Raw genomic sequence first — 16,181 nt, 5'->3', positions numbered from 1 at the left:
CGTGACAAGAGATAACGAATGTGACAGTCTATGACGCTGGGTGGCTGTAACCGGGTGTCTGCACTCCGGGCATTGGGGTTCCTCCCGAACGTTAGGGAAAAGCCGCAACGCTCGGGCGTAAACCCAACACTCACCAAGAACCCTCTCTCGTCCACCCCTCAATAAACCGTCACATTTGTTATGTCGCGTCATAGATTGTCAGCCGTAACACACCTGCCGTAGGCTGACATCAACGATCATGAGACCCAGCGTTAAGCTCTGGCTAGTTGGGCGGCAACCCTCTCCCGTAGCGGGGTGCCCCAGATGAAGATCAGGCACACGGTGCGTCCCAACTACCCAATAAAACGGGCGGACGCGCGTGGGCAAGTACGGCGCCTGGCGCGCCTTCCCGCAAAAGACCGTGGCGAGCGGTGCAACGGGTTGCGGGTTTGCAAGAGATTCAAACCGTGCCGAAAGAGAACGCATCATGGCTGAGCAGGCTAACCCCACGACCGCTACAGGTTCTGAAGAGAAAAAGCGCATTGTTGTTAACGCTTTTGATATGACCACTACCAGCCACCAGAGTTTTGGTACCTGGCGTCACCCGCGTAACCGTGCTGATGAGTACAACACTATTAAGTACTGGACTGATTTGGCGAAGGTCTGCGAGAAGGGTCTGTTCGATGCGGTTTTTATTGCAGATGTGGTGGGCGTGTATGACGTCTACAAAGACTCGGTAGCTCCCGTGCTCAAAGATGGCGCTCAGGTGCCTGTGGGTGATCCTTTCTTGCAGATTTCTGCGATGGCTGCGGTGACTGAGCACCTGGGCTTTGGCGTGACTGCGGCGGTGACCTATAATCAGCCGTACACTCTGGCGCGTTCCTATTCCACTCTTGACCACCTCACCGGCGGACGTGTGGGTTTCAACGTGGTGACTTCTTACCTGCAGTCTGCGGCTGAAAACCAGGGTTTGCCCGGTCAGATTGAACACGATGAGCGCTATGAGATCGCTGAAGAGTTCTTGGATGTCTGCTACAAGCTCTGGGAGGGTTCCTGGGAGGACGGCTCAGTGCCGCGCGACCGCGAGAACGGCGTTTTTGCTGATGCTTCTAAGATTCACCCGATTTTGCACAAGGGTAAGCACTTCCAGGTTCCGGGCATTGCTTTGAGCGAGCCCAGCCCCCAGCGCACTCCTGTGATTTTCCAGGCGGGCGCGTCCTCTCGTGGGCAGGACTTCTCAGCTCAACACGCTGAAGCTATCTTCATTACTGCCCTGCGCCCGCACCTGACCCGCTTTCTCACCGACCGCATCCGCGAAAAAGTTGAGGCAGCGGGGCGTAAGCGCGATGACGTTAAGATTCTGGCGATGCTCTCTGTCATCGTTGATGAAACCGATGAGAAGGCGCAGGCGAAGTACGAAGAGTACAAGAAGTATGCTGACCTTGAATCATCACAGGGCATTATCGGCGGCTGGTCTGGTGTAGATCTTTCTCAGTTCGATGAAGATGAAGCTATCAAGTACGTGCAGACCGAAGCGATTCAGTCGTTCTTGACCCCCTTCACCCTCATGGACCAAGAGAACGAGTGGACGCGCAACGATATCGCCGCTCACTGCGCCACCGGTGGCATGGGTGAGGTGATTGTGGGTTCACCGCAGACTGTTGCCGATGAGCTTGAGCGTTGGGTTGACGAGGGAGGTCTTGACGGCATCAACCTCGCCTACCATGTCTCACCCGGCTCTTTTGAGGACTTCGTGGAGTTCGTGGTTCCTGAGCTGCAAAAGCGCGGACGCTACCGCACCGCCTACGAGGGCACTACCCTGCGTGAGAGCCTCTTCGGCGTGGGTAACACTAGGGTAGATGACCGCCACCCGGCAGCCAAGTACCGCGGCGCTTACGTGGGTAAGCCCTCAGCCGCCGATACTCCGGCACGCGACTTCTTGAAGCTGGCAAAAGCTGTCTACACAACCGAACAATAAAGAAACCTTAACGGCACAGTAGATACTCTTCGCCTTTGAAAATAACGCAACGCGCTCCCCGCCTTTTCCTCACAGGCAGGGGAGCGCGTCCTTCACCGCGTGTAATTACAAAAAACTTCACTGTTTCATTACGGCAGCACGGTAGTTAGAGCAATGATGAGGTGAGCCTGCAAACGTTCTCGATCATTTTGAGGCGGTGGGGGCGCATAATCCACTCGTTGTAGCGTATTTCTTTGGTGCAGGTGAGGTAGTCGTTGGCGACTTCTTCTACGGCATCAACGACGGCACCGTCCACGATGAAGGTGGAGATTTCGAGGTTGAGGGAGAAGGAACGAGGGTCCATATTTGAGGAGCCAATCAGCGCCATCTCATCGTCAATGAGCATGAACTTGGCATGTAGAACGGTGGGGCCGGGGTATGCCTGAATCTTAATGCCTGCGCGCAGTAGCTGTTCGTAGTAGGAGCGCTGGCCCATGTTCGCCAGAAACTGGTCGCCTTTTTCGGTCACGATGACCGTGACGTCGATATTGGAGAGGGCGGCGTTGGTTAGTGCCTGTAAGAGGGTTTCTTCGGGTACGAAGTAGGGTGAACAAATCAGAATACGGCGTTCAGCATTGTAAATCAGGTGGTTAATGAGTCGCAGATTATTTTCGGTTTCGAACCCCGGTCCTGAGGGCACAACCTGAGCCAGCGCACCGCCGTGCGCGGTACTGAGGGAGGGATCGATTTCTTCAATCAGCAGCTCTTTGGTTTCTGAGTACCAGTCAGACACAAACGCCGCGTTCAGTTCTTCGACCACGGGGCCGCGGGCTGTAAAGCTCAGATCTAGCCAGTGCATGCCCCGCGCGTCATTTCTTGCAACGTTGTAGGCGCGGTGAATGGCGTTTTGCGAACCTGAGAAAGCGAGCCGTCCGTCGATGACAACGATTTTGCGGTGGTTACGCAGATCAGGACGCTGCCACTGACCTTTGTGCGGTTGTAGGGGCAGCATGAGGTGCCAGCTAATGCCTGACTCGTTGAGTAGCTTTTTCAGTGCCCGATAGCCCTTGTATCTGCGCGAACCGATGTGGTCGATGAGCACGTGAACTCTCACTCCGCGCTGGTGAGCGCGTACCAGGGACTCCCATAGGGGGCGGGTGGCTTCATCGAGGGAGGCAATGTAAAACTCGAAGTGAACGTAGGTCTGCGCCTTATCAATCTCATCGGCGAGAAGCAGCATGGCCTCGTGATTATCGCGGTGCAGGGTGAAACTGTTGCCGCTAACCATGGGCAGCGAACCCAGGCGGTAGTTGAGATTAGCCGCTACCCGCGCCACTTCGGAAAGCTGAATGTTAGACCCCACCACCGGAGAATCCTCGGGCAGAGCATCGCGCATAACATCGTTCATAATACTTTGACGCATCCGCCGATAGCGTGGCAGGTGCGACGAACCAAAAACTAAGAACCCCAAGAACCCCACGTAGGGAATCAAAAAAATCGCCATCAGCCACCCCAACGCCACAATCGGTTTGCGGTTGTACGGTAGCCAGAAAATCGTGATCAGACGAATGAACAGATCAAGAAAAACTAGGCTCAGCGACACCCACGGTGGCAAACCGGGAATGCTGAAGGTGGGCAAGGGTAAGGAGTTCATTGATACCCAGTCTACAACTTGGGTGCAGGCACCTCACCTAGCGGGCGCGTCCTCACGGGGCAAGTGCGCGGGGTGCCGCGCGTCTATGTTTAAATATTTCTGCACTCTGGGGTTTACAGGGTGTAAAAGTAGCGTCAGCTCATACCGGCGCAATAGGCTAGGGGTAGCTTGTACCCACCACAGAAAGATAGTTTCATGAAGATTCTTGTTCCCACTTCGGTGACTCTCGATGAGAGCCGCTTGGGCTTAACCGATGAAGATACCATCGTTAGCTACGACCCCAAAGCACCTCTGGCTGAGGCTGATTACGATGCTGATGTGCTGATTTCTTGGGCCAATACTAATGACCAGTTGAAGGACGCGGCATCTAACCTTTCGCAGGTGAAGCTGGTGCAGGCACTGCTGGCGGGCCCCGATCAGGCGCGTGCGGCGGGTTTCCGCGATGAAGCCGTGATCACATCGGGTATTGGTTTGCATTCTAAGACTGTTGCTGAGCACGCTGTGGCGCTGACCCTGAACTTTGTGCGTTTTCTGCCGACCCTGGCGGATCACCAGGAGCGCAACCACTGGGCATCAGAGCTTGGTGGCGCGCAGGAGCTTTACCCCGAGAACCAGGTAACCACCTTGCTGAACGCCAATGTCACCATTTGGGGTTTTGGTTCTATCGGTCAGGCAACCGCTCGTCTCTTTGACGCTTTTGGTGCCAAGGTCACCGGTGTTGCCCGTAGCGCCGGTGAGCGCGCTGGCTTTCCTGTAGTTGCTACTGAAGACATTGATCCGCTGCTGGAAAAGACCGATATTTTGGTTATGATTCTGCCGACGTCAGACGAGACCACTAACGCCCTGGATTCTTGCAAGCTGGAGAAGCTGCCTAAGCGTAGCTACCTTATCAACGTGGGGCGTGGCACCACTGTTGATGAAGAGGCTCTGATCGCTGCCTTGAACACCGGTGAGATTGCCGGTGCCGCCGTTGATGTTGTTGTTGAGGAACCCCTGCCCGCCGACTCACCCCTGTGGGGCGCTAAGAACCTGATTATCACCCCGCACTCAGCGGGCGGACGTCCGGTGAACCCTGAAGAGCTCATTGCTCACAATCTACAGGCACTGCGTGATGCTGAGGCTGGTCAAGAGCCTAACTGGCGCAACAAGATGTAGCCAATAAAAGCACAGAAAAGTGGGGCTGGTCTTGATTCTTCAAGACCAGCCCCACTGTTTGTAATACGCGCTTTTTCTCTAAAATATGAGGGGGATTGCTTCGAAACCTTGGCTTTAGGTGTAGAGCGGGTTGTGCTCTGCCTCTACCCGTTCGGACGCGCGCACTTCATTCGGTGCGGTTGCACCGGCGTCCGCATTGAAGGGTGAGCCACCCAGGGCTTCGCGTCCGTGCTCGGTCAGCCAGCCTGAAAGGTCGGGCCAACGGGCACGATGCCGGTGGGGTTAATGTCTTCGTGAACGATGAAGTAGTGTTCCTTGATGTGCTGGAAATCTACGGTGTCACCAAATCCTGGGGTCTGGAAGAGGTCGCGAGCATAGCCCCAGAGATTAGGCATGGAGCTCAAAGGCTGGCGGGAGCATTTGAAGTGTGAGTAGTAGACCGCGTCAAAACGCACCAGGGTGGTAAAGAGACGTACATCAGCCTCGGTGATGTGATCGCCCATGAGGTAGCGGCGGGTGGCAAGGCGTTCTTCGACCCAGTCCATGGCAGTCCAGAGGCGCTCGTAAGCCGCCTTGTATGCCTCTTGCGAACCGGCAAAACCGCAGTGGTACACGCCATTATTGATTTCGGTGTAGATGTGCTTCATTACCGCGTTCATCTCTTCTTCAAGCTCCGCGGGCCAGAGGTCGGGGGCACCTTCGCGGTGAAAGTCCTTCCACTCTTTAGAGAAGTCCTCGATGATCTGCGGGAAGTTGTTAGTCACTACCGCGCCGGATTCAATATCGACCATTGCGGGCACAGTAATACCGCGGGGATAGTTGGGAAAGCGCGCGAAGTAGGCTTCTTGCAGGCGTTCGACACCGAGTACCGGGTCTTTGCCGTCCTCGTCTAGGTCGAAGGTCCAGGAGCGGGTGTCGTGGGTGGGGCCGGGCATACCTGCCGAGATCGCGCTCTCAAGACCGAGTAGACGGCGAACAATGAGGGTGCGGTTAGCCCAGGGGCAGGCTCGGGCAGCTACTAGTCGGTACTTACCGGCCTCAACGGGCCAGTAGTTGCGCTCGGTATCGTCTGAAAAATTGGCGGGGCTGGCAACAATGCGGTCTTCAATGTAGTTGGTGTCGCGGTCGTACTCTTTGCCGGAGCGCACGTAGGTGCCGCGGGTTGAATATTTGGTGGTTTCGTGTGAGGTGCTCATGGTGTAACCCTACGCCCATATACTTTCGTTGTAAAGTAATTTTCCTTGGTTTATTTATAAGCACCCCTCGCGGTTGGCTACCAAATTTCTTCGGTGTGTAGTCCGCTACGAATCAGTGCAAGAATACGTGAGGACGCGAGTACCCCCAGCAAGTGCTCAAGCGCAGCAGATCGCCAGAAAACGAATACCGCGGGCACCAGTTGCCAGCTGACCTGCGGGTGTAAGCGCAGAACCCACGCGAGCAGGCCTGTCAGTGGAAAAGCCAGCAGACCGAAAGCTGACGCGGAGCCTATCAGTGGAAGCAGGGTAGAACCGGCACATGTTGGAGTAAAGACCAAGTGTACTAGTGTGCCTTGAAACCGCTGAAAGCCAATGAGACCCGCTGCAACCGTGCACCATGTGCCTACCAGACCAGCGCGCAACCAGGCGCTACTGGCTGACTCGGGGGAGTGAGACGCAAATGACGCCACATACTGCATCAGCAGAATCGTTACCGTAGAGGTAATCATGAGCTGCACAAAGTAACTATCGCTCGCAAAGAGACGCGTGTGAAAGGCGAGCATTCGTAAAAGTCTCATGCGTCAGCTTTCGTATCGGGGTCAATGCCTAGAATTGCGAAACAGGCATCTTCTAGAGTTGCGTGCTCGGGTAGAGAACTGTGTGCCCGTAATTCTTGAAGTGAACCCTGGAAGATATTTTTGCCCTCATTGATAATCAGTAGATTATCGGTAAGTGCCTGAGCTTCGGCAAGGTAATGGGTGGTGAGCAGGACGCCTGTGCCGCGCTGCGCCAGCGACTTCACGAATTTGCGCACCTCAAGGGCTAGTTCGGGGTCAAGTCCATTGGTGGGCTCGTCCAGAAAAGTAGGGCAGGGTCGTTGAGTAGTCCGCGCGCGATGTGCAGCCGCTGTTTCATTCCGCGCGAAAAAAATCCTGAACCTTAGAGCCTGCGCGGTCGGTGAGAGCTACGGCTTCTAAGGCTTCCTTAACTCGCGCCTTGCGGAGTTTTCGGGGCACGCCCAGGACGTCCGCGAAAAACAGTAGATTATCGCGGGCTGTGGCGCGTGAGTAGAAACCTCGATCGCCGCCGAGTACCAAGCCAATATGTTGCCGTGCTTGGCGAGGGTGTGCGACTGCGTCAACGCCCGCTACCTGTATGCTACCCGAGGTTGGCATCAGCAGAGTTGAACACATGTTGATGGTGGTTGTTTTACCAGCTCCGTTGGGGCCGAGAAGGCAGAGAACTTGCCCAGCATTAATCTTAAAAGAGACGTGATCGACCGCGCGAAAATTCTTTGGCCCCAGATCGCGCACTAGATTGTGCGCGCTAAAAATGGTTGGCTGTGAAAAATTGACCATTAAATATCCTGAGTATTTATTTATAGGGTCATCTTTGAATTTATCGGTCAGTAGAATAAATTTACTTATTTCTGACTTGAGCGTGTGCAGGGGGGTGGGCAAGAAGGTATTTTTGATGTGGGGAGATCGAGCTTGAAGCCTTGCGAAACCTCGTTGAGGAAGACCTGAGGATTATTCAATTTTCTGACTTCAAGATCAGTTAGATAGAAGGGCCGTGGGAGTGGTCGTTCGTTGTTGGCTCCAAATTTAATCCATCTATAAATGGAGAGGGTAAATCATTTTGGGAGCAATACTTGTGAGAAAATTCTTTATAGTTTATTTTATGGAGAAGGCGCAATTGCTATGCAATTGCGCCTTCTGCTTAGTTGGTGGTGGCTCCGTAGCTCCATTTAGAAGTGTTGCTACCGAAAGTGGTTGCCACAGGTATTCTCCTATTTATTGTGTGGCTTGTGTTATACGTAAACACTATCGCATTAATTTAAAAATATGTTCTATGACATACATTTTGTTTTGTAACTAGGAAACCACGCGCCCGGTTTCTTCCAGCAACTTGGCGCGCAACTCGCGGCGCTGCGCCTGTGCGTCCGGGTTGGGTAGGGGCACAGCAGCCAACAGGCGCTGGGTGTATGCCTGCTTGGGGTGGCGCAGAATCTGCTCGCGCGTACCCTGCTCAACAATCTCACCTCGGCGCATCACAGCAATACGATCGGCGAGTTCGTCAATAACCGCGAGGTCGTGGGTGACGAAGAGGCAGGCGAACCCCATTTCTTCCTGAAGTTCCTGGAAGAGTTCAAGCACGCGCGCCTGCACCGAAACGTCAAGCGCCGAGGTCGGCTCATCGGCAATCAGCAGCTTGGGCTTGAGCGAGAGCGCACGGGCAATACCAACGCGCTGTTTCTGACCGCCAGATAGCTCATGGGGGTAGCGGTTACGGTAGGAGCGGGGCAACTCAACACGGTCAAGCAATGTCTCAATACGCTTCTGTAGTTCGGTGCCCTTGGCAACACCTGCGAGGAACATAGGCTCACCGATTGACTCACCGATGGGCAGACGTGGGTTCAGCGATGATGAGGGATCCTGGAAGACCATGCCCACGTCTTTACGGACGGCGGCGAGGGTCTTGCGGTTGGGTTTGCGCATGTCGTGACCGCAGACGGTCAGTTCGCCTTCTGCGACGTCCAAGAAGCCAACGGTGGCGCGTCCGATGGTTGATTTACCGGAGCCTGATTCACCGACCAAGCCCAGTACTTCGCCCGCGCGGATGTCCAGGGTTGCGTTGGATACTGCGCGGAAAGGTCCGACTCGTCCCTGCTTGGGGTATTCGAGTGAGACGTTATTGAGCGAAAGAATGACCTCGCCGGTGCGTTCGGGGGCGGGCATTACCTGGTTGATGATGGCGGTGGGCGGACGCTGACCTTCGGCTGCATCGTCGAGGGCAGCGTTCACGTCGATTTCGTTGCCGCCCAAGTGCAGTACAGCGCCCAGCAGTGCCTGGGTGTATTCGTGCTGGGGGTTGGCGAAGATCTTGGCAACGTCACCGGTTTCGACGATTTCGCCGCGGCGCATCACAGCTACACGGTCTGCGAGGTCAGCGACAACGCCCATGTCGTGGGTGATGAGGATGATTGCTGAGTTGAGCTTCTTTTGCAGGTTACGCATGAGGTCGAGGATTTCAGCCTGCACGGTAACGTCCAGTGCGGTGGTCGGCTCATCTGCAATCAAAAGTTTGGGGTTGGTGGAGAGCGACTGGGCAATCATGGCACGCTGACGCTGACCGCCTGACATCTGGTGGGGGTAAGAGTTGAATGCCTTGATGGGGTCTGGCATTTCAACCAGTTCCAGCATGTTAATGGCTTCTTCTTTAGCCTGGGCGGGGGAGATGTCTTTGTGCAGGCGCAGGGTTTCAATAATCTGCTCGCCCACGGTCATCACCGGGTTGAGGGCGGTCATGGGTTCCTGGAAGATGACGGCGATGTCATCACCGCGTACCTGCAGCAGGTCTGAGTTTCTGAGCCCAATGAGTTCTTTGCCGTCTAGTTTGACGGAGCCACTGACGCGGGCGTTCTTGGGTAGCAACCCAATCATGCCCATGGATGACACTGACTTACCGGAGCCTGATTCGCCCACGATAGCGAGTACCTCACCGGCGCGTACCTCGTAGTTGAGGTTCATGGCGGCGGGTACCCACTGGCGTTCGACGCCGAAGTCTACGCTCAGATCGCGTACCTGCAACACCACATCGCCCACGGTGTAGTGGGCTTGGGTGTCTGCTGAAATGTGGGATGGTTTAGTGTTCATGAGTACTGCTTCCCAACTCTTTGCTGTTGAAATCTTCTAGAAATGGGTGAGTGCGTTTGTCGGCACCTTCCCCATTTGTTTGAGAAAATACTAAAACTATGAAATCCCAGTACTTGATAGACCCGCCGGTTCGCTTTCGCGCTAGAACCGGGTATGTATATACCGCTTTCGCAGTGATAGTAGCCCTGATTCTGTGTGCCACAACCGTTATGGAATACGGGGTGGCTGCTCTTTTGACCGGGTGCTGGCCCTGGTTTTTCCTTGCCTACGGTGTCTGGTACTTGCTGGGTTCGCCCGTGCTTGAGATCGACCGTGAGGAGATTCGGGTGAAGAACCCCTTTAAGTATCACCGGGTGGGTTACCCTAACCTGGTTGATATCTCAACGAAGTTCCACTTCACCGCGGTTACTTCGCAACGACGCTACCAGTCATTTGCTGTTCCCAGTAACGGTATGGCTGCGGCGATGAACCGTAAGACCGTTGATACCAAGAACGTACCGAGTATCTCCTACGGTGCTGAGGGCGGCTTGCGTACCAGCGATTTGCCCCATTCTCTTGCAGGTGGGGCGGCTTTGGTTGCCCGCGGGTACTGGCAAGAAATCGTTGAGGCAGAGCACCTTGAGAGTTTCCCCAATATTGAAGAAACAACCTTCGATGTTAAAGGCGGGGTTATCTTTGCCCTACTGGCTCTTGCTGCTGCCCTGAGCGTCCTACTGTAAAAGATTTACCCTAGGTGCCCGAGGGGAGCTTTAGTTTCTCTCTGAAATTTTGTATGAAATTTTCTGGTGGGGCGGACGCGCCGGTGAGGGTGCGTCCGCCCTTTCGCCTGAGCTCAGGGGTGAGTTCTAGCGGTGTGCCTTGCCGGCATCGGGGGTGTTATCACCCTCGTGGATTGTTTGCCCCACGTTGATGGTGGCTTCCCCGGGTGCTGCCACTGCCAGACCCTCAACGTTCAAGCCGTTTTCAGCGGAGTGAGCGGTGCGCTCTTTCGCCTTGCGGGGGTTGAACTTTTTCTGGCGGGGGTCGAAGGCATCACGCAGACCATCGCCTACGAAGTTGATGCACAGTGAAAGCACCAGGATGAAGAGACCGGGGAACCAGAAAAGCCAGGGGCGGGTTGAGAATGCAGACTGGTTAGCTGAAATCAGTGAACCCAGTGACCAGTCAGGCTGCTTCACACCGAAGCCCAAGTAGCTGAGAGCGGTTTCGGTGAGAATCGCGCTAGACATCATCAATGAGACGTTCACGGTCACCACGCCAATAGCGTTGGGCAGAATGTGCTTGAAGATGATGCGCATATCTGAGGCACCTGCTAGGCGGGCAGCGTCCACAAACTCACGTTCGCGCAGGGTCAAAAATTCCGCACGTACCAGACGCGCCAGTGAGCTCCAGAAGAGCAGACCAACGATGATACCGAGAGCGATAACGCTCCAGGTGCCCTGAAAGTAGCTACCGGCAATTTTACCGAGCACAGCGGTGAGCAGCATGAGCGGAATAATGATAATCATGTCGGTGAAACGCATGATGACCGCTTCAACCCAGCCACGGTAGTAACCTGCCATACCGCCGAAGAGAACGCCCAAGAAGCCGGCAATGCCGCTGATAAGGACCACTACGAGGAAGGTGTTTTGAATACCGCGCATGGTCATGGCGAAGAGGTCACGGCCTGTGGCGTCCTGACCAAACCAGTGGGTTGCGTTGGGCGCACCGCCGTTGAGCACTGACTGCATTTCGGTGTGGCTGTACTTCCACCAACCGGGAATCGGGCCGATGCCCATAGCGGTCATTGAGAGTAAGAAGATGCCAACGATGATGAGCAGCGATACAACAGCGCCGGTGTTCTGCCTAAAGCGCTTACGAACAATCTGACCCTGGGTCTTGCCCGCTGATTCTTGGGCACGAATATCAGTGTTGGTCTCAACAGCGCGTAGAGCGGTGGTTTCTGTGGTGGGAGCCTTGTGGCTACCGTTGGTGTTTGTAGTGTTGCTCATTATGCTTTCACCCTAACGCGCGGATCAAGAACGGAGTAGAGCAGGTCTGCAACGAGGTTGAAGACCAGTGCCATCAGACCGGTGATGAGGAAGACGCCCATGACGGGGTTGGGGTCGGTGTGTGCCAGTGAGTCTAGGAACAGCGAACCCATGCCCTTGAAGGCAAAGATGCGTTCGGTGACAGCTGCACCGCCGATGATGCCACCAAAGTCCATTGCGATGATAGTTGCCAGAGGAATCAGCGCGTTGCGGAAGGCGTGCTTCATGACGACTCCGCGCTCTGAAACGCCCTTGGCGCGTGCGGTGCGAATGTAGTCCTGATTCATGATTTCCAGCATGGACGCGCGTGAGTAGCGTGAGTAGCTGGCAAGTGAGATCAGGGTGAGGGCGATGGTGGGCAGCAGGATGTGTGTCATGGTGTCAAGACCGGTAATCCAGAAATCCCCGTTGAGGTTGGGGGTTGATGCGTTGGCGGTGGGGATGGGGCGTCCCTTAATGCGCGGGTTGGTGATGTAGTCGTTCCATGACTGCATGAAGCGGTCAGTGAAAATGAGTAGCGCCATGACAAAACCGGTGATGGCGCCGACGCGCATGCCCTGACCGCGGTCATAACCGCCTGCGCCAGCTCCAACTGCTAGGCCGATGAGGACGAGCGCTGCAGTAATCAGCACGATCATCAGGAAGGTTGCTTGGTTGAGCAACTGCTGAACGGGGAAGTAGATTGCCAAGCCCACTGCGACCATGAACAGACCCGAGGTAAGAGCGCGCTTGTTGCGCAGACCAGAAATGAGCAGGGTGGCTACTACAGCGGTGATGAGACCCAGGATTACCAGGAAGGGAATGCCCAAGAAGGGGTAGAGCATCCACTCAGTCATTGACACAAAAACAATGATTGCCGCGGTGAGAACGAAGCCGAAGACACCCATCAAAATGCGGGTTTTGGTTTTGCCGAATGATGCGGCGAACCAGAAGAGACCAGCTATCGCTGAGATTAACAAGGTAGTGGGAATCGTCACCTGCGGGTTACGCAGAAAGTTGTTGAACCCGATTGCTAAGAACTCTTTGAGCAGAACCGCAATCCAGAAGGACGGCAGTGAGAAGAAGAGGAAGCTGGTGAAGGTGATGGTGTAGTCAAAACCTGAGTACTGGCGAAGCGCCGAGAGAATACCGAGGCTGACACCGATAAGGATTGACAAAATGGTCGAGGCTACGACCAGAACCAGGGTCTGGTAGATAGCGTTAGACAGCAACTGTGTCACGGGGGTACCCGCTAGGTTCTGCCCAAAATCGCACTGGCCCGTAAAGCAGCCGAGTACACCACTGAGCCATATGAAGTAGCGCAGTGGCGCTGGTACATCGAGGTTGAGCGCTTCGGTGCGTTGGGCAATGAGCATCTCTTTGTTCGCACTTTGCATAGTGCGCAGCTCTTCGAGCGGGTCACCGGCAGCGGCGGTGAGAAGATAAATCAGAAAGGATGCACCAAAGAGGATGAACACTGCTGTCAGTAGGCGCCTCGCTACGTACATTAACATGAGTTTGTTCCTGGGGTTATGGAAAAAATGAAGTCTTATTTTATGCAACCAGAGCGCGGATGCCTATAGCATCCGCGCTCATACCTAATTGACCGGATTGGCGTGTAGGCGGTTAGTGCGTAGTGCTGAGTTACTCAGCAATGTCCCACTCTTCAGCGTTCCAGGTAAGGGGGCGCTGACCAGGCTTGGGCTTTACACCGGTGATGAAGTCGCTGTAAGCAGCAACTGCAACTGACTGGAAGAGGGGCAGACCGTAAGCGTCCTTGAACAGCTCGGCATCTGCTGACATCTTGAGGGTGTCAATCTTGTCCTGATCGGTGGTCTTCATGATCTCGTTAGCAGCTGCGTCAACGGTTGCGTTGGAGTAGCTGGTGAAGTTTGAGCTTGAACCGGTCTTAAAAATCTGACCCAGTGACTCGTTACCAACACCTGATGAAACCCAACCGTAGATTGAAGCGTCGTAGGTGCCCTCAGAGCCGGTAACCAGTAGCTTTGCCCACTCTTCGCTACCTGCGTCCTCAACCTTGAAGCCTGCCTTCTCAGCTGATTCCTTGATCATCTGGTAGGAGTTGATGCGGTTGGTGTTCTTGTTGTTGTAAAGAATACGAACGGTAGGAGTCTTGCCTGCCAGCAGTTCCTTAGCCTTTTCGATGTTCGCGTCCATGTTGTCTGAGGGGTACTCAGATGAGTTGTTGGACTCGATGGTCTTGTCGTATGCATCACCATCTGATGAGACGTAAAGCTGTGAGTTCAGAACTACAGCCTTGTCTGACATGGGCTTGATGAGCTTGTTAACGATGTCCTGACGGGGGATAGTCAGCAAGAATGCCTTGCGGACGTTCTCATCGGTGAAGGGGCTACCCTCTACCATGTTCAAATCGAGGTGATCGTATGCCTGGTCGGGCTGGACGTTGGTGGTAACACTTTTAATGCCTTCAACCTGTGACACGGTGTCGATGGATGCCTGGGGGGCAATCATGTTGACGTCACCGTTCTGGAGCGCCTGAACCTGAGCTGCAGCGTCGGGGATGGTCTTGAGAACGATTTCGTTAACCTTGGGCTTTACATCGCCCTGGTAGTTGGGGTTCGCAGTCAGGGTGAGGTCCTGGTTTTCGGTAACACCTGAAACCAAGTAAGGACCGTTACCTACCAGCAGTGCCTCGTTCTCAGGCATGGTGGTGGTGTTGTAGCCGGTGTTCCACGCATCAGCAATCTTGCGCAGGTCAGCGTTTTCTTCACCGGGGGTTGCGGTTTCAAGAACTTCAACGAGTTTTGCTTCGTCCATGCCTGCGAGTTCAGCAACAACGTGAGCGGGCTTGGTTAGATCGTAAGCGATTTCCCAGTCAGCGAAAGCTTGGGGGTAGGTGAAGGAGATGGAGCGACCGTCTTCGCCCAGGGTGGGCTTGTTTGCGCCACCGAGACCGCCGGTGTCACCAGCGTAGTCGAAGTAGGTGATACCTTCTTCGCCTTCGCCGTTGAAGTAGCCTGAGAGGTTAGCCCATGCCAAGAGCAAATCGCCCTTGTCGATGTCGTTGCCGTCTGACCACTTCTGGCCGTCGTTAACCTTGTAATCAACCTTGATACCTTCGCCCTCTTCGGTCATGCCGTAGGAGCCGAACCATTCGTTGTGGCGAATGTCGAAGGTGTCAGTGACGGTGTAGAAACCGCGGGAAGTGAGCTGGTCAACGGTGCCGTTGGTGTCGCTGTTACCCTCGGCAGCGTCAGTGTTGAGTGAGGTGAAGACGTTGGTGATTGCCATTGACACTGACTTGTCTTCTGAGCCGGCTGCACCTGATGAGCTACCTGAACCGGTTGAGGCGCAGGCGGTGAGGCCGAGTGCTGCGACTGCGGTCAGGCTGAGAGCGCTTGAGATACGTGAAGAGCGCATGCTTTTGGTCTCCTTCTATATGAATGAGTGATGTAAGTGTTGCGGCCTAATGACCCCTGCCACAGGCGCCTGTGACTGGTAACACGAAGTGTGGTTTTATCATAGGTCATGAAGTCTTAGAAAATGAAATGGAAAAGGGAATTTGGATGTTAAGTTTTTGTTAACCCAAAAAATAGGGAACCGTCCATCTGACTGCTGGAGACCCTTAAAGCCCTGAAATGAAGCGCAACAAACGGGGAGCAGTACGCTATGCGAGACAGCGATGGGTCAGCGAATATTACCAAGCTGTAGTCTGAATTTTATGATGTTTCAGGTCAAGCAGTTTTACGAGTTAACCCTTGAAGAGCTCAACGCGATTTACATAGCCCGTTCTCAAGTTTTCACTGTGGGGCAGCAGCTCACAGTGCAAGAACCAGATTTGGTGGATCGTCACGCCGTACATGTCTTTCACGCAGATTCTAACGGTACTGTTCTTGCTTATCTGCGTCTTATTCATCTGGAGACCCTTACTGACTCCCATTACCCGCAAGTAACAGCTGCCTACGCCATCTCTCGCGTTGCAGTGGTACCTGAAGCGCGCGGACGCGGTCTGGGGCGCAAAATTCTGGAGCGCGCCCTTGAGTGGGTGAGCGCAGAAACCAAGGCTGAAAAAGTCCTGATTGATGCCCAGTCGTACCTAAAAGACACCTACTATGCGCCGGCAAGATTCGTGCAGGTGGGTGAAGAATTTGAAGAAGTTGGATTACCTCACGTCAAGATGATTCTGGAGGTTCCCCGCCCATGAGTGCCTTTACCCTCAAAACCTTTGACGAGCTTACGACCGCTGAACTCTACGCCATTGTCACTGCGCGCACCGCTGTTTTCATCGTGGAACAGAACTGCCCCTACCAAGATACCGACGGTCTTGATGCCCACTGCCAGCACCTCTACCGCATGAATAACGGAGACATTGAGGCTTACCTGCGTATCTTTGACCGTAGCTCGGTGGCGGATCATCATTCACCGCGCCGGGAGGGCGTTGCGCCCTTAGGGCGCATCATCACCACAGAATCAGCACGTGGCACCGGGCTAGGGCACCAGCTGGTGGAGACCGGTATTGAGCATGTGCGCGCCACTATGCCGCACGTGTACACTGTTTTTATCTCAGCCCAGGAGCCATCTGGCTGAGACCTT

13 protein-coding genes, 1 pseudogene and 1 riboswitch are annotated in these 16,181 nt (G+C 54.6%); of the genes and pseudogenes, 5 read left to right on the top strand and 9 right to left on the bottom strand.

The features are described from left to right. Positions 1–234: 234 nt before the first annotated feature. Positions 235–375, top strand: a riboswitch (SAM riboswitch). A gap of 91 nt (positions 376–466) precedes the next feature. Continuing rightward, a complete protein-coding gene (locus JR346_RS09350) occupies positions 467–1,957 on the top strand; it encodes an LLM class flavin-dependent oxidoreductase (protein ID WP_205482339.1) in 1,491 nt (496 codons plus the stop codon). A gap of 145 nt (positions 1,958–2,102) precedes the next feature. Here JR346_RS09350 and cls read toward each other — a convergent pair whose 3' ends face one another. Next, complete coding sequence (gene cls, locus JR346_RS09345; protein WP_205482338.1) at positions 2,103–3,590, bottom strand: cardiolipin synthase; 1,488 nt, start codon at positions 3,588–3,590, stop codon at positions 2,103–2,105. Positions 3,591–3,785: 195 nt separating this feature from the next. Here cls and JR346_RS09340 point away from each other — a divergent pair, with 195 nt between their 5' ends. Beyond that, positions 3,786–4,745 carry an NAD(P)-dependent oxidoreductase gene (locus tag JR346_RS09340; RefSeq protein ID WP_205482337.1) on the top strand — a complete coding sequence of 320 codons (960 nt, stop codon included), beginning with the start codon at positions 3,786–3,788 and terminating at the stop codon, positions 4,743–4,745. A 114-nt stretch (positions 4,746–4,859) separates the two neighbouring features. Here the strand turns inward: JR346_RS09340 and JR346_RS09335 are convergent. The 5 genes and pseudogenes from JR346_RS09335 to JR346_RS09320 all read right to left on the bottom strand — a co-directional run bounded on the left by JR346_RS09335 (position 4,860) and on the right by JR346_RS09320 (position 9,597). Further along, positions 4,860–5,941 (bottom strand): annotated as a pseudogene (locus JR346_RS09335) (glutathione S-transferase C-terminal domain-containing protein). A 77-nt stretch (positions 5,942–6,018) separates the two neighbouring features. Continuing rightward, on the bottom strand, positions 6,019–6,519 hold the full coding sequence (locus JR346_RS09330; RefSeq protein ID WP_205482336.1) for a hypothetical protein: 501 nt from the start codon (positions 6,517–6,519) through the stop codon (positions 6,019–6,021). Next, on the bottom strand, positions 6,516–6,743 hold the full coding sequence (locus JR346_RS10440) for a hypothetical protein (protein WP_240333940.1): 228 nt from the start codon (positions 6,741–6,743) through the stop codon (positions 6,516–6,518). The genes JR346_RS09330 and JR346_RS10440 overlap by 4 nt, the downstream gene beginning before the upstream one ends. A gap of 109 nt (positions 6,744–6,852) precedes the next feature. Then, positions 6,853–7,299 (bottom strand): ATP-binding cassette domain-containing protein, encoded by a 447-nt coding sequence (locus tag JR346_RS10435; protein WP_240333939.1) that lies wholly within the window; start codon positions 7,297–7,299, stop codon positions 6,853–6,855. 516 nt (positions 7,300–7,815) lie between these two features. Beyond that, positions 7,816–9,597, bottom strand: coding sequence for an ABC transporter ATP-binding protein (locus JR346_RS09320; protein WP_204878147.1), 1,782 nt, complete (start codon positions 9,595–9,597; stop codon positions 7,816–7,818). A 98-nt stretch (positions 9,598–9,695) separates the two neighbouring features. Between JR346_RS09320 and JR346_RS09315 the strand changes: the two genes are divergently transcribed. Then, positions 9,696–10,316, top strand: coding sequence for a hypothetical protein (locus JR346_RS09315; RefSeq protein WP_204878148.1), 621 nt, complete (start codon positions 9,696–9,698; stop codon positions 10,314–10,316). A 126-nt stretch (positions 10,317–10,442) separates the two neighbouring features. On the opposite strand, the gene JR346_RS09310 is transcribed toward JR346_RS09315, so the two are convergent. The 3 genes from JR346_RS09310 to JR346_RS09300 form a co-directional block, all read right to left on the bottom strand. Continuing rightward, positions 10,443–11,588: an ABC transporter permease gene (locus JR346_RS09310; RefSeq protein ID WP_205482335.1), complete on the bottom strand. Its 1,146-nt coding sequence runs from the start codon at positions 11,586–11,588 to the stop codon at positions 10,443–10,445. Then, positions 11,588–13,120, bottom strand: coding sequence for an ABC transporter permease (locus tag JR346_RS09305; RefSeq protein ID WP_204878150.1), 1,533 nt, complete (start codon positions 13,118–13,120; stop codon positions 11,588–11,590). The genes JR346_RS09310 and JR346_RS09305 overlap by 1 nt, the downstream gene beginning before the upstream one ends. 130 nt (positions 13,121–13,250) lie before the next feature. Next, positions 13,251–15,008, bottom strand: coding sequence for an ABC transporter family substrate-binding protein (locus JR346_RS09300; protein WP_204878151.1), 1,758 nt, complete (start codon positions 15,006–15,008; stop codon positions 13,251–13,253). A 301-nt stretch (positions 15,009–15,309) separates the two neighbouring features. On the opposite strand from JR346_RS09300, the gene JR346_RS09295 reads away from it, so the two are divergent. After that, a complete protein-coding gene (locus tag JR346_RS09295; protein ID WP_204878152.1) occupies positions 15,310–15,792 on the top strand; it encodes a GNAT family N-acetyltransferase in 483 nt (160 codons plus the stop codon). After that, positions 15,789–16,175, top strand: coding sequence for a GNAT family N-acetyltransferase (locus JR346_RS09290; protein ID WP_205482334.1), 387 nt, complete (start codon positions 15,789–15,791; stop codon positions 16,173–16,175). The genes JR346_RS09295 and JR346_RS09290 overlap by 4 nt, the downstream gene beginning before the upstream one ends. Positions 16,176–16,181: the final 6 nt, after the last annotated feature.

This window comes from Rothia sp. ZJ932 (assembly GCF_016924835.1).
Lineage (GTDB): Bacteria > Actinomycetota > Actinomycetes > Actinomycetales > Micrococcaceae > Rothia.
Note: the sequence above shows the minus strand (reverse complement) of the source record. Positions and strands in the feature narration are given on the sequence as shown.